The sequence below is a fragment of the Ruegeria lacuscaerulensis genome (assembly GCF_013033355.1).
Classification (GTDB): domain Bacteria; phylum Pseudomonadota; class Alphaproteobacteria; order Rhodobacterales; family Rhodobacteraceae; genus Ruegeria; species Ruegeria lacuscaerulensis_A.
Genome location: NZ_WQDY01000001.1, coordinates 64,087 through 78,808 on the forward strand (window position 1 = coordinate 64,087; position 14,722 = coordinate 78,808).

General features: G+C 53.1%; 8 protein-coding genes. 6 read left to right on the plus strand and 2 right to left on the minus strand.

The features are described 5' to 3' along the window. Nucleotides 1–187 precede the first annotated feature (187 nt). Nucleotides 188–1,315, plus strand: a complete 1,128-nt coding sequence (locus tag GOW48_RS00310) for a response regulator (RefSeq protein WP_170750484.1) — start codon at nt 188–190, stop codon at nt 1,313–1,315. Between the two features lie 16 nt (nt 1,316–1,331). Here GOW48_RS00310 and GOW48_RS00315 read toward each other — a convergent pair whose 3' ends face one another. Continuing rightward, the gene (locus GOW48_RS00315) at nt 1,332–2,690 is read right to left on the minus strand and encodes a cytochrome P450 (protein WP_170352696.1); all 1,359 of its coding nucleotides are present in this window, start codon (nt 2,688–2,690) and stop codon (nt 1,332–1,334) included. A 247-nt stretch (nt 2,691–2,937) separates the two neighbouring features. Here GOW48_RS00315 and GOW48_RS00320 point away from each other — a divergent pair, with 247 nt between their 5' ends. Continuing rightward, the gene (locus GOW48_RS00320) at nt 2,938–4,368 is read left to right on the plus strand and encodes a sensor histidine kinase (protein WP_170750486.1); all 1,431 of its coding nucleotides are present in this window, start codon (nt 2,938–2,940) and stop codon (nt 4,366–4,368) included. Between the two features lie 36 nt (nt 4,369–4,404). Here the strand turns inward: GOW48_RS00320 and GOW48_RS00325 are convergent, their stop codons facing one another. Beyond that, nucleotides 4,405–8,223: a PA14 domain-containing protein gene (locus GOW48_RS00325; RefSeq protein WP_170750488.1), complete on the minus strand. Its 3,819-nt coding sequence runs from the start codon at nt 8,221–8,223 to the stop codon at nt 4,405–4,407. Nucleotides 8,224–8,401: 178 nt separating this feature from the next. Between GOW48_RS00325 and GOW48_RS00330 the strand changes: the two genes are divergently transcribed. The 4 genes from GOW48_RS00330 (at nt 8,402) to GOW48_RS00350 (ending at nt 14,685) form a co-directional block, all read left to right on the plus strand. Next, nucleotides 8,402–10,108, plus strand: coding sequence for an ABC transporter transmembrane domain-containing protein (locus tag GOW48_RS00330; protein ID WP_269149588.1), 1,707 nt, complete (start codon nt 8,402–8,404; stop codon nt 10,106–10,108). A 422-nt stretch (nt 10,109–10,530) separates the two neighbouring features. Further along, nucleotides 10,531–12,201 (plus strand): ABC transporter transmembrane domain-containing protein, encoded by a 1,671-nt coding sequence (locus GOW48_RS00340; RefSeq protein ID WP_170756396.1) that lies wholly within the window; start codon nt 10,531–10,533, stop codon nt 12,199–12,201. A 35-nt stretch (nt 12,202–12,236) separates the two neighbouring features. Continuing rightward, nucleotides 12,237–13,526 carry an HlyD family type I secretion periplasmic adaptor subunit gene (locus GOW48_RS00345; protein WP_269149592.1) on the plus strand — a complete coding sequence of 430 codons (1,290 nt, stop codon included), beginning with the start codon at nt 12,237–12,239 and terminating at the stop codon, nt 13,524–13,526. A 133-nt stretch (nt 13,527–13,659) separates the two neighbouring features. Then, nucleotides 13,660–14,685: a GlxA family transcriptional regulator gene (locus GOW48_RS00350; RefSeq protein ID WP_234899399.1), complete on the plus strand. Its 1,026-nt coding sequence runs from the start codon at nt 13,660–13,662 to the stop codon at nt 14,683–14,685. The last annotated feature ends 37 nt before the right edge of the window (nt 14,686–14,722 follow it).

Here is a 14,722-nt window from a genome sequence, read left to right on the forward strand (position 1 = left end):
CGTTAAAATTAAACATAAAAACCTTTTAAGTCTCGGTGCTCGGCGACATTAGATCTGAGAGTTTTCGCCAAAATAACGCCAAGAAAAAACCCAATTTATCCAAGGTTTTTGCGATTTTTGCCGCTGTTTCGTCCTAGTCGTTTTCTATTCTGAGCCTGTTTAACAGGTTGAAAGCGGTTGACTAGTCATGAAGCATACGACTCCGACAAGTGATGAATTCCAGCGCAAATTGGACATGCGCGCGTTGAAGCGGACGCCTCTGAAAGTGCTGGCTGTTGACGACGAACCCGGAATTCTTGAGCTGTTGCAAACAGCTTTGGCCGAGTTTGAAAGCTGTCAGGTCTCTGTTGCCAGTTCCGCCAGCCAAGCGCTGCAGGTTATTAAAGAGGCGGAAACACCGTTCGATTGCCTTCTATTGGACATTCAGATGCCCGGAACCAACGGGATCGAATTGCTGCGGCAGATACGGAACACACCCGGAAACTCGGAAACGCCTGCCATAATGCTGACCGCCATGAGCGACCGAAAACATGTCGAAGACGCTTTTGCCGAAGGTGCGTTTGACTACGTTACCAAACCGTTTGATTTCTTCGAATTGCGCAGTCGCATGAATGCGGCTCATCTGTTGATGCAGGAAAGGGTCCGCAGCCGGATTTCATCGGTTTCGGTCAAGAACCTGCAAAACGTTCTCGACTACAACCAGCAGTTCAGCTTTGAGGACCCTCTGTCTGTCGACGGTCTGAAACGGTGTCTGCGTTATGTCGAATTCGACAACTATATCGAACAACTAGGCCGCAGTCGTTTATTTGACTCGTGGGTGACCGCCATCAGGTTGCAAGATGCAGCCTTTCGCTTTGATCTGAACGACTTCGGAGAGTTTCGTCGCATCATCGCGGATCTTGGAAAAAGCATTCAGACTGGGACAGCCGAGGCCGAAGCTATTTTCTCATACCGTGGCAGCGGCATCTATTTGGTCGTGACGCATGGACGGTATTGCGCAGCGAAACTGCCAAGTGAAGATCAACTCAATCAAGAATTCGCTCAGATTTTAGCGCAGCGGAACGTATCAGGCGATATCCGCACGGTCATGAGTACACCAATCTCAATGAGGGCGTTGTCTAAATCGGGTGCTCTTGCTGCGTTCGACAAGGCCGTCGCGAAGCTGGAACTGCGCGAAAAGGGCGCTCCGGCCGGGCAGCAGGTGACGCAAGAACAGACGCCACATTCGTCCAACAAGACCAAGCCACGAGGCAGCTTGTTCGAAACGGTGTTGCGAGAGATGTACGGTAGCCAGACTTACCTGAACCGGGGTTGAGCCAACAATGTCCTGCCTAGACAGGTGAGGCATTCAAAATAAGCGGGCCGCTTGTGCGCATCGTAAAAGTTAAAACCGGTTCTGGCAACGGTTCGTCTGACAGCGAAAACGCGACTTTGCGCAGCACTGAGGCCATGAGAACCATGATTTCCGTCTCGGCGTATTGAGCGCCAATACATATGCGCGGTCCGGCACCAAAAGGTATATATTGCCCTCGGGGTATGGTCCCGCCAAGAAAACGTTCAGGACGATATTGATCAGGTTCGTCCCACAGTTTCTCATTCCGATGTAACGAGTATACGGGGAAGAACAACGCGTCACCGTCTTCGATCTTAACACCGTTTATGTCCAGTTCAGCGCCTGCGTCCCTGGCGAAAAAGGCGGCTGATGGATACAGCCTAAGCGTTTCTTTGATGTGGGCCCTCAGCAGCGGCATGTTTTCCAAATCGGAATACTCCACAGGGCCATCCGGTCGAACCGACATGATCTCGTGTCGGACGCGGTTTTGCATTTCTGGGTGCAGCGCCAGCAGGTAATACCCCCATGCAAGCGCATTGGCCGAAGTTTCGTGTCCCGCGACCACGAAGGTCAGAAGGTTGTCCACTGTCGTCTCAGCATCTTCAAAATCCGACTTTAAAGCCTCAATCATCAGATCCAAAAAGTCTTCAGGCTCATCGCGGCTTTCAGCACGACGCAGGTCGATCACCTGGCGGGCCAGATCGCGCATAGTAGTAACTGGCGCCTTGCTGCTGAGCCATTTCTTGCGCGGTAACCATTTCGGAAGGCCCATTAAGTCAAACAGGGAAAGGTCTGAAATATAATTAAAATATGCGATCAGCCCAACGCGGATCTGCTCGGCGCTGACTTCTTCATTGCCCGAAAAAATGACGCGAGAGATATTGGTCAGTGTTGAGGCAGGCGCAACCTGGGCCACATCGACTGGCCCGGGATGCTCGGCCAATGAATCCGCTACTTCGATCCCTGTTGCGGCAAAATGGCGTGCCAGAACCGGCAAGTTGCGTGCCGCAAATAAGGGCGAGTAGCGATGCCGCTGCTTCCGCCATTTCTCTCCCTCGGACAGGATGAGACCGTTCCCGACAGCTGATCCGATGATGTCCTTGGTGAATTTCGCTTTGGGGAAAGCGCGCCCCTGACCGACCAGCAACTCGGTGATCATTTCGGGTTCGCAGATATAGTGGATATTCAGCGGACCCCGGACGTAAGTTTCGCGCAGCGTTTCTGCGGGAATGACCTCAAGCATGTTGCGCCCTGCCGAGCGGGCGAATTGAAGCAATGTGACCGGCTCTTCAGCAAGCTGTGCCGAAACGGGTGTCACACCCTCGTGATTGGCTTCTATCTTTCCAATAGCGACCACAACCCCACCTCTTTGTTTGTCTCGCTAGCCTGTTCTTGCATTAAGGGGTAAGGGGGTCAAAAAGGCAATAAAATCGTTAATTTATAACGCACAGTGTTGTGTCTTTACCGGCATAGGCCAGCGAAGCTATTCGACAATAATTCGGCCCGATGAAAACTATTGCCAAACTGTGAACGAAATTCCGACCAACTACGTCCTCATTGTGTCGATAAATCTCCTCTAACTGATCAGCAAAAAAGACTTTACGATGACCGCCATCGAAGCACCCCAACTAGACGGGGCACCCCAAGACAGCGACAGCAGGCTGCTACAGAATATCAAGGATTACACTGCCATGAGCTTTGCGCTGCTTTGGCAGCGACAGGCCATTTTCCTTGCAACCACGATCCTGACAGCGTTTTTCTTCAATCCGCTGAACGCACTGTTTTTCTACGGGACAATATTGATCTGCGAGGCGCAAGACCTTTACCTGGCTAAGCGGGTAGCACGCCTTACGCCCAAGGAACGCCGGTCTATCGCAATGATGGTGGCGTGGATTTTGTTCAATACGGTCCTGAGTTCTACCGCTATCTGCCTATACGCGGTGTCTGTTGCGCTGAAACAACCAACAGGCGGTCACTTCACCCCGCTTTTTTTCTTGTTCGCCGCCGCCCTATTTGCGGCCATGAACAACCACCAATTCGTTTGGGCCATGATTGTGCGCCTCGCCATGTATGGCATCTCGTTCATGGTGATCGTGGTCAAAGACATCTGGATCGAACAGCCCGACCTTTCATCGGACTTGTGGCTGCATTTCTTTACCGTCGTTTTCGTGATGTACTTTCTGATCGATTGCTCGCTGGTGTTTCTCAAACTGTACCAGACCAACTTAGAGCAGCTGGAAAAGCTCAGGGAGGAGCATGAGCGGACCAAAGCGGCTTATATTGCGAAGACTCAGTTTATCTCGACGGTCAGCCATGAGCTGCGTACGCCATTGACGTCAATCAAGGGTTCTTTGGACCTAATCAAGTCAGGCGCCGTGGGTGAGGTACCAGACAAGATGCAAAACCTTGTAGAGCTGGCGAGTAAGAACAGTGAGCGTTTGGCCTCTCTGATAAACGATGTTTTGGACATCCAGAAAATGGAAGCCGGCGAGATGGTCATCAAAGAGACGCGGATCAACGTGAACTCGCTTGTGGATGAGGCAATCGCTTGCAACCTAGGATTTGCCAGCGCCCACAATGTCGAACTGGTCGAAGAACGTTCGTCCGAACAAGATTTGTTCATCAAAGGTGACGCCTCGCGGTTGATCCAGGTTCTGACCAACATGATCTCGAACGCGGCGAAGTTTTCGTTTGAACGTGGCGTCGTCACTGTAGGGTGCGAGGTCGTCGGATCGCGGGTGCGGGTATACGTGAAAGATCAGGGGATCGGCATCCCCGAGGGTAGTCGCGACAAAGTATTTGATCGTTTTTCGCAGATTGATTCATCAGATGAACGGCACGCTGGAGGAACCGGCTTGGGGATGAGTATTTCGAAGGAGATTGTTGAGCATTTCGGCGGGACAATTGACTACGAAAGCACACTAGGTGTCGGCACCGTATTCTTTGTGGAATTCCCGTTGCTGGAGGTCAGCAAGAAAAAGGCACTGTCTGAACAGCGCCTTTCACTGGGACAGAATGCGCTGGCCGGAGAGTAGGGACAGTTTCTAAACTCGCCCGGCCATATTCGGATATCACCAGTCCACACGCTCGTAGGCATCGCTTTGAATGCTGGTGATCTCAGCTTCGGGTGAGGTCTGGACAGTCTCTGCCATGACATCGGTTTCGGCGCCATCGTCCGCAGGAGAAGAGTGTGCATCCCACGCCAGTAACTCGTCTGTTTCGCTTTGAAGCAGGTTAGACAGATCTTGCCCCTGCTGCATCATCGCGCCTTCTGTATCGTCAGCTTGCCCGACAACAAGATCAATCTGAGTTTCCGAGGAAATATTTGCGCCATTGAAACCTTTGTCTGAGACAGTGATCTCGGCTTTTATCGTGCCCTCAAACCCTGGCGGAGGCGAAATCTCAAGCATGTCCAGGTTCCACCCCTGAAGCTCTACCGAGCCACCATCTGACAGGGCTGCGTCTTCGCCACTAAGTATCATGGTGTTTGGGGGCAAACCTTCCAGCGAAACGGATGCTGTCGGACTCGCGTGGCTAAGGTCTATCCCAAGCTCGAAACTGCCATCTTTCTCTATGGTCGTCCCGGCATCGGCTTGAACGAATTCCCGTCCGTTGGTGTCGGGGCCTTCCCATTCCAGTTTCAGACCAGCTCGGCCACGGTTCTCGAAATACCGGACTTCGATGTCATACGTTCCGGTCTCGAGCTCGATCTCACCAGAACGGGTTCGAAACCCATGGCGACCGTCGTTGTCAACTACCTCGACGCCATTGATATAGACAGCGACACCGTCGTCCCCTCCGGCAAAAAAGGTGTAGGACCCGCCTTCTTCGATCGTAATTTTTCCTTCGAACTGGGCGCCAAAAGTGTCTTTTGACCCATCTGCCCAGAATGAGCCTTTGGTGGTTTCGAAATTTATTTCCGATATCAGCTCTTGATGGCTGGGGTCTGCGGACCAGTCTACGTCGTCTAAGTTTTTCAGTTTATGGTCGACGTCAAAATAGCGCGCAGTGAAACCGCCAAATATTTGGGCCGATGGAAGGGTTTGTTGTGCTGCATTAACGTCGAAAGCAATCATTTCCACGCCATCATAGCTAGTGTTGCCACCCGTTGGGGTGGAATGGTGCAACGTTGCCTGCACTGGTCCCGTAAACTCTGCAGGAGGCGTGATCATAAGAGCTTGCACATTCCAGCCGCTCAGTTCGACGGTGCCGTCAGGGCCTGCAATCACTGATCCGGACTCTGTCTCGACCTGTGTGCCCTCTGGCAAATCACTCAGCGCGAAGTGAGACTCTTCCGTAAAGCCGACGGCGCCTGCGCTGATTTCAAAGGTAATCGGCATTCCCGATACAGTCTGTGCATCCACTAGGTCCGGCGCCGTGACTGGCTGTCGCCCAACAAGACCGGGGCCTTCCCATTCCAGGGTTGGCCCTGCGGCACCGGGTGTGCCGACATTTCGAACTTCAATTACATGCGTGCCGGGCGCAAGGTCGATTTCGCCTGTTTGCGCAGAGCCATTCGGAATGACAGTCACGCCGTCGACAACCAGTGTCGCTGAGTTGTGGTCATCCAGATGGAATGTAAAAAGTCCGCCTTCTTCAACGTCAATATTGCCAGAAACTTCGATGCCGAATGCATCGTTTGACCTGCTGTCCTGGTGAGGGACCTGTCCAAAGTCGGTGGTCGAAACAACTTCTGTATGGACCGGAGCAGCGTTCCAGTCGACGTCCCTCAGACCGTCTTGGGAGGTGGTTCCAAAAAATTTAACGCTGAAACCACTGGATACCGAGACGTCGGGCATATCGGCGACGTTCACTTGATAGTTGACGGTTTGGCTCAGCCCTCCCGCGTCAATCACTGTTACATCGACACTAACAGAGGCGGCTTCCTCGAAATCCAACGAAACACCTTTTTTTAGGCGCAGAAGGTTGTCGACGACTTCAAATCGGTCATCCGATACTTCGAACCGGTGAGTGTCCCCTTGATCGGGGTCGTCAAAACTGATTTTTCCGACAATGGCTCCGGCGACATTTTCGGCAACCGTTTGCATGGCCGCCGTCAGGGTGATGTTGTCGATCAAGGCCCCGTAGCTGTCGTTCTGACCCTCGGGTTCGCGGAGCTCCAACGTATCCTGTCCTGTCCCGACGACCTGTAGTTGAAACGTCTCCCAATCCGATGACTGGGGATCCAACTCGGCAACGAGGTTTCCGTTCCAATAGACTTCGACCGTATCGGTGCCGCCGGCAAGCCGCTCGCGAAGGTCCAGCCCCAGATCATAAAGCTGGCCGTCCACTGTTTGGATCACTTGCGAAATACTGTCTACGCCGTGACCGTGGTCCAATTCCATCAATTGGTCGCCATCCGAGGCTTTGGTGCCGCCGAACTGGTCCCAGATTTCGATGCCGTGTGAATCCGTCCAAGACCCCGACGGGTCATTGTTAAATCCACGCCACCTTCCTTGATCGAGGTCGAATTCTTCAAAGCTGCCGTTGGAAACCAGATTGTCTGTGTTGATGCTGAGGGTCAGGTTTTCAGGACCTTCATTCATGTTCTCAATGGAGATGACGAAGTCTTTCGTTGTACTCAGGCCACCAGAATCTGTAGTTGTGATTTGCAGCTCGATCTGGTCAGTCTCTTCGTGGTCGAACTGTACATCTGGTTTTAGCCGAAGCTCACCATCAACCACCTCAAACCGGTCGTCCGAGACGTGATAAGCATGGTCTTCTTTGATGTCGGGATCCAGCGTCGATAGATTTCCAATCACAGTTCCAGCGGCGTTTTCTGCGACCGAGTGGTTGTCCAGGGTCACATCTTGGGGTGCTTCGTTAATGTCTTGAACGTCGATTGTGAAGCTCTCGGTCAGGCTTAGCCCGCCGGTGTCCGTCGCGGTCACGTTGACTTCGACCTGGGCGGCGTCTTCGTAGTCCAATGAAACGCCGGGCTTTAACTGCAGAACTCCGTCGACCACTTCGAATCTGTCATCGGAAACACTGATGTTGTAGTTATCATCCGCATCTGGGTCGGTAACCGTAAGAGCTCCAATAATTGCGCCTGCCGCGTTTTCCGCGACAGCAACGCCGTCTAACTTGATAGTGTCGGGCGCTTCGTTGACGTCCAATACTTCGACGGTGAATCGTTCTGTGAGTGTCAGGCCGCCTGAATCCGTAACGGTGACTTCGACCTCGATCTGGGCTGCCTCCTCGTGATCCAAGGTCACTTCGGGTTTCAGTTGTAGCTGTCCGCCCACAACCTCGAACCGGTCGTCGGACACATGAATTGAATGCGTGTCTGATGTATCAGGATCTACGACCGTCAGTGTTCCCACCACAGCTCCGGCGGCGTTCTCACTGACTTCTAGGGCATCCAACAGGATTTCTTCGGGGGCGTCATTTTCATCCTCAGTGGAAGTGACGAAGTTATCACTCGGAGTGCCTGGATTTAAGGGGGAGGGCACGAAGGGAGTTGGTCCTGAATCATACTCGACCGTTTGATGTGTTTCGTGCGTATTGCTTTGAATTTCGAATCGCGCGGTGTGATCCCCGGTATCTGGCCCAAGTTGCGCTTCCGCCTTCGGTTTCGTATCGGCCGTTGGCCCGGTTGCCAAAGTTTGATCCACGGTTTGTTCTGTTTCGGGTGCGGCGTTGCTTTTGTAAGGCGCCTGTTCCTGCACGGAATGAACCCGCCCAGGCTGGCCGCCCGGTGCGCCGTCTGGTCTGAGCCGCGTCTCAAGGGAACCTGCCCGGTCTTCACCCGTGTGCAGTGCGGATCGGGTGGGATCATTCGAAACCTGCGGTGTCCCATGGGAAAACTGCGCCGCGAATTCCTCTTTTTCTTCCGTCTCTGACAGCTGGGATTGCGCGAAACTTGAAATTTCGTGTGTGGATTTGTTCATTGCGCTACCTCGATTCATCTGTCGGTCCGAACGATAGATATCATGAAGGGTGCTACAGATAGGTTTCATAAATATCTGCAATTTAAAGGAAATTATTCACGACGGCATCTGGGTTCTTTACCATTCCTAAAGCGGCGGTCGCGCAACCTTCTGGGACAGGAAAGGGTGATAGTGCATCATGGAACCGCAACCGCTTGCTGGAAATTTGTCCCGATCTGGATTTGGATTGCCAATCTGGGCTGCATCGTTTTCGTTGAATGTTCTGGCGCTTCTGATGCCCTTGTCCATTCTGATGATCTTCGATCGGATTATTCCGTTTCAATCCACAGATACGTTGCGGGTACTAACCGTCGTATTGATCATCAGCGCCGCGGCAGAACTTGTTTTGCGCCAGTGCAGAACAATTATGCTGACCAGCACCGCCGAAGGCACGGCGATAGGCAACCGTCGGCGGTTTTTGAAACAGGTTCTAAATGCGAACACCCGGTCATTTTCGCAAAATACTGACAGCACTTATTTTGAACGGTTTGCCGCCATTGATCAGTTGAGGGATTATCAATCAGGGCAAAGCCAGACGCTTTCTATTGATTTACCCTTTACTGTGTTGTTCGCGGTGTTGATCGGGTTGATCGGAGGCTGGCTGTTTCTTGTTCCTCTCGGCGCGTTTTGCATCGTGCTTGGTTTTGCCTTTGTGATGAAGCGCGCTCAGTGGGTGTTGTTCGAACGGCGCAAATCTCTGGACGCCCGAAGATACGCCTTTTTGTTAGAAACTCTGTCCAACGTGCAGACTGTAAAAGCTAACCGGATGGAACCGCAGATGGCGCGCCGGTTTGAAATGCTCGAAGAGCAAACCGTAAATATTAGTAACAAATTAATCCAATTTGCGGGGATTGCACAGAGTTTCGGAGCGATTTTTTCACAAATGATGGTCGCGGCAATGGGGCTTTGGGGGGCCTGCCTCGTCATCCAGAACCATATAGGCATTGCCGAGCTTGCAGCCTGTATGTTGTTGAATGGTCGTATCATCCAGCCTTTGAACAAGTTGATGACATTGTGGGTTCAATCCGAAAATGTCTCGGTTGCACGAGGGCGGTTAAATGACATGGAGGAGTTGGAAGTCAACGAAATACCTTCTGGCCAAGTACCTGAAATACTGGGGCAAATTTCGGTGCGCGAGATGGCTGTCGAGCGCACGGATAGTACAGGCGCACTCATGGCTCCGGTAAGTTTTTTAGTACCACCCTCTGGTTGCGTTTTGTTGGAAGCCGAACAGAGTTGGATGGTTGACTACGTTTTCGATGCGATCTCTGGTCAACGGCTTCCCTCGAACGGAGAGGTCTTGATCGATGGCTTTTCCGGGGCCAAACGTGTCAATCAAAAAGGGCAGGGCGCGACGATCGTGCTTGAGGCGGACCCTGCAATGTTTTCAGGCACTTTACTTGAAAACCTGAGCGCATTTGGGGACGCGCAAGTCGTTGAGAAGGCGAAAAAGTTTGCTGCTGCGTTGGGATTGGAAAAACGCATTCACCGGCTCCCCGCAGGGTACAACACCGTCATGACTGCGCGAACAAGTTTCGAGAAAGACCCAGTCAACCGTCACTTGGTTTCTTTGACACGGGCATTGGCGTTGCAACCCAAAATTTTGCTCATGAATGAGCCGTCGGCGGCTCTGGACACACCAGAACGCCAGGCTTTGGCGGATTGTTTAAGAACCCTTGCGCCGCGGCCGACTATTGTTTTGTCCAGTCCGGACCCGCGCTTACGACAACTGGCAGATCAGGTCGTTCATCTAAAGGCAAAGCTGTCTGACGAGATCACGTCTTGGAGGGATGATGCAGAGCTGGATCGCCAGGCCGCGCTGCTTAAACAACGGGGGGCGGCATGACAAGTCTAAGCCCGCAAAGCGCAAGGGGACTTCTACAACGACTTCTATTGGCGGAGGGTTGGAAAAATGGAAAGGACACTATTGCCGAAGCGTTCCCTCATTTGTCGTCCGAACTGCACCGCGACGACATAATAGAAGCGCTTGGCAACCTGAATATTCCTTTCTGGAGAGTCAGGTGCAGGGAAAGCGAGATAACTGATCAAGAATGTCCCGCGCTTGTCTTTCCCAAGTCCGGCGGGTGTTACATTGCCCTTGGGCGTTCCGCGCGGACGATCAGGGTCAGTGACAGCCAAAACCCCGACCTGCGTCACTATCTTCCAGGTTCAGGCCTTTGCACCGTAATCAAGTTGCAAACCGCGACACCAGGGATATCGGAGAAGAAATTTACATCTGTACGTTCGGCTTTCGCGGGTATGCGCGCGATGCTGCCTTGGTTGTTGGTTACGTCGCTGCTTACAAACGTTTTGGGCCTGCTGACTCCATTGTTGATCATGGCGATCTATGATCGTGTCATTCCGTCGGGATCCATTGATATGTTGGTTTCATTGGCAGTCGGTGTCGCCATAATCGGAATATCGGATTTCGCCTTCCGTCTTGCGCGATCTCGCGCGCTTGCTTACGTCGGATGGCACGGTGAGCGTCAGTTGATGATCGCCCTGTTTCAAAAACTGATGTCCCTTCCGCTTAGCCAGCTGCAAAAGTCAGATGTGACGCAGCAATTGACTCGATTTCGCCAATTCGAATCTTTGAGAGAAGTTTTCACAGGTCAGGTGATGCCAGCCGTTCTGGATTTGCCATTTGTGTTGATTTTTCTGACCCTTCTGTTCTTTCTCGCACCCGAAGCCGGATTGTTGTGTCTCGGCATGGTTGTCGTGTTCATTTTGGTCGGTTGTCTTACCATTCCGCGTCAGCGCAACTTGGACCGCGCCGCTGCCGAGGCCGCTGAAGTCGGCCAATCGTTGGCGCAGGATGCGATCGTTCATCAGAAAGTAATTGCAAACCTGGGCTTGCAGGAAAGATGGATGCGACGTTCGACGCCAATGATCGGAGTCGCCGAAGCCGCAGCCCGTCGCGCCCGCCAATTTCAGGCGTTTACCCAGTCGCTTGCGCAAATTTTGACCGCTTTGACGGTCGTCGGCTCAATCATCCTGAGCGCCCATGGGGCGGTAACTGCCGATCTGAGTTTTGGCGCTTTGATTGCGGCCATAGCCCTGGTTTCCAAGGTGCTGACTCCGGTGCAGACTTTGTATGCCAGCTTCCCTCAGATGTTAAATTCAGTTTCCAGCCGAGCGCAGGCGGACCGGGTCCTGGGATTGCAGGAAGAATTGGAACTGCGTTTGGCCCAATCGCATCGAAAAACACTTCGTGGAGCGATTTCACTGTCCTCGGTTACGTATCGGCCGGACCCGCTGAATGGCCCGATTTTGTCGCAGGCCAGTTTGAATTGCGAACCGGGTGAAATTGTTTTGCTCATGAGTAGTGATGCTACCAGCCGGACTGCGGTTTTGGATCTGATCGACGGGCTGCACACGCCATTGGCCGGTACGATCGAACATGATGGCATCGACATTCGTCAGATAGCGCGGGATGAGCTGCGTAAGTCAGTCACCTACGCCCCTTATGAGAAGTCTCTGTTTTACGGTACGGTCGCGCAGAATTTCCGTCTTGCATGTTCGTCGCTTTCGGATGCCGAAATCGTTGCCGCCCTGGATCATATGGACTTGTTGAATGACACTGGGTTGTTGGCAAAGGGGCTGGAAACGCGCCTGACGGACGTGACACTGGCGCAATTGTCAGATGAAACCGTCAAAGCGCTGACCTTAGCGCGCAGTATCGCGCGCCCGTCTACTGTCTATCTGTTCTCCGAGCCTACAAACGGTCTTTCGGACATGCGCCGTGACGGGTTTAAAAGATGGGTTTGGGAGCAAAGAGGGCGAAAAACGATACTCATTTCCAGCGCGGACCGCTCGTTCCTCAACATTGCAGACCGTTTCGTTTTTCTGAACGGCGATAGGGTCGTTGTAAATGCAACAGGGGATGCCGGGTTAAAGAAAATCCAAGCTGCTCTGAAAACTGCTGAGGGTCGATCATGACACGTAAGGAATACACCAATACCAAGCCGGGACCGATGGCCAGGGCGGTGGAAAGAAGGCGCAAAAAACCTCCTCGTTTTGCGGCTTTTTTGACTTTGGTCTTTTTTTTGATGATCTGTGGCCTCGTGACGGTAGCCGGGCGAACAATGATGCCACAGATCACGCGCGCCCCGGGTACGATCATGCCAATTGGGGACTACCCGCAGATTGAAACTCTACATGGTGGAATCGTAAAAGAGGTCCACGTCCGAAACGGTCAAAGAGTTGAGGCAGGCGATGTACTGGTAGAGTTGGAGCATCCGGATCTGACGCAAGAAAGGGATCTGGCTGCAGAACAGATCGAGGCAATCCAGCGAGATCTGGAAAATGCGATGACCGTACTTGCGATGCTCAACAGGGCTGTGCCTCCAAGCGTGTCCGAGATCAAAGCGCTCGAAGCTCAGGGGCTTGTGACGGCGTCATCCAGATTGCAGCTGTTCTTTGAACGTCAGAGAATCCAACAAACATCATTGGAGCAGCAAAAGGAAACGCTGGATATTTTGCGGCAGGCGGCGGACCTTGCCAATAGGCGTGTGGTCAAGAAAGAGGAGCTTCTGGCGAAGTATGCTCAGCTTCAGGCTCAAGGTTTCAAGTCGCTTAGCGATTATCTCGAAGAGGAAGACGAAGTCGACGCGGTACGCTCAGCCGCATCTGCAGCTTCGGTGCGTCTTGCCGAGGCGCAAAGTGCGCTCATCTTGGCAAGTTCGACATTGCAAGAAGAGACACTGTCTTTGCGTGATGACGTTCTCACCCGGATTTCCGAATTAGAGAAGGAACGAGATCGTCTGCGTGTGTCCCAACAGATCGTAGCGGGTAAACTCGCCGGGCTCCGCATCGTTGCGCCAGCGCGTGGAGTTATTCAATCGGTCGCATTTCCCAACCTAGGAGAAGTGATCGCGCCCGGAGAAACCATCTTTGAGATCCTACCAACCAGACAGGCGCTGATAGTCGAGGCACGTATTCCGAATGCCGAGGTCGGGCATGTCAATGCCGACGATCCGGTGTCGATCAGCGTGGACACATTCGACGTGCGCCGTTTTGGCAAAGTCGAGGGGCAATTGAACTCGATTTACCCCTTGCCATTGACAGATGAAAAAACGGGCGAAACCTATTTCCGCGCCTCTTTGGCGTTGGCGCAGGTGTCGGTCGGAACCGGGTCTTTCGCTCGACCACTGCAGGCAGGGATGACCGTGGTTGCCGAAATGAAAACCGGAGAACAGACGTTGCTGGCCTATCTTCTCAAGCCGGTCCAGACAACATTGGATCGCGCATTCAAGGAAAGATAGCCGGCTGACGTCGAAATGGGGCCGTAAGACTGCCGCGATCCATCTCTGCGGCGGGCGAGGCGCAGCGGTCTTGCACTGCGGTCACAAAACCCATCATGTTCGAATTTAGGGAATATGAGGCGGGAGCTCCTGAATGGCTGATACCATGCTGCAAGAAACGCGGGTTTTGGTCGTCGTCGCGCCCAGTTTCAACATCGCGACAACAATGGGTTTTATCGATCCGCTGAGGGCGGCGAATTACCTCGACGGCTCGGGTCATTTCAAATGGGAATTTGCGTCCGAAGCCGGAGGATCCTGCACGTCCAGCAACGGGGCCTCAATCTGGACACGCGCCTTGAGCGAGGTCGCTGCATCCGAAGTGGACATCGTTGTCGTATCGGCCAGTTGGGCCCCGGAAAAGCATGCGACCGATCGCACCGAAAAGGCGCTTAGGAATTGGGCGCGTCGAGGCGCGAGTATGATCGCGCTGGATACTGGAGCATTCATTCTTGCCCAGGCAGGGTTGCTACGGGGGCGTAAGGCGACAGTGCATTACGAACATATCGACGCGTTCCAAGAGCTTTTCCCCGACGTGGAAGTTGTCGAGAACTTGTTTGTTTTGGACGGCAACCGGATCACATGCTGTGGTGGCGGGGCTTCGGTCGATCTGGGGTTGCAAGTGTTACAGGGTCTGCATGGAAGCGCGCTTGCCAATGCGGCGGCCCGGTACGTGTTCCACGACACACTACGCGGCCCGGCCAACAGGCAGCAACCCGACGGCGCCGAGCCGCTGGGGGCAACGGTTCCAGCGAAACTGCGTCTAGCAATTCAGGCTATGGAGGCAAATTTGGAAGACCCATTGCCTGTGCCCGAAATATGCAAAGTCGTCGGTATCTCGCATCGGCAACTCGATCGCTTGTTTGCGGTTCATGTCGGAAAGACACCAGCCTTGTATTACCGGGATATCCGTCTTGATCGGGCGCGGGGCCTTGTGACGCAGACGCGCCTTCCCTTGGCCGAGATTGCCATTGCATCAGGCTTTGCCAGCCAGGTGCATTTCAGCAGGTCATACAAAGACAGGTTTGGCTTGCCACCCAGCGTGGATAGGGTCGAAGGCAGGGTGCCATTTGAATTTCGTGCTTGGCCAATGCACAGAAATCCCAAGGACCGAGATGGCTAAAAAAATAAAAAATATGGCAAAAAAAGTTAAGGAAAAA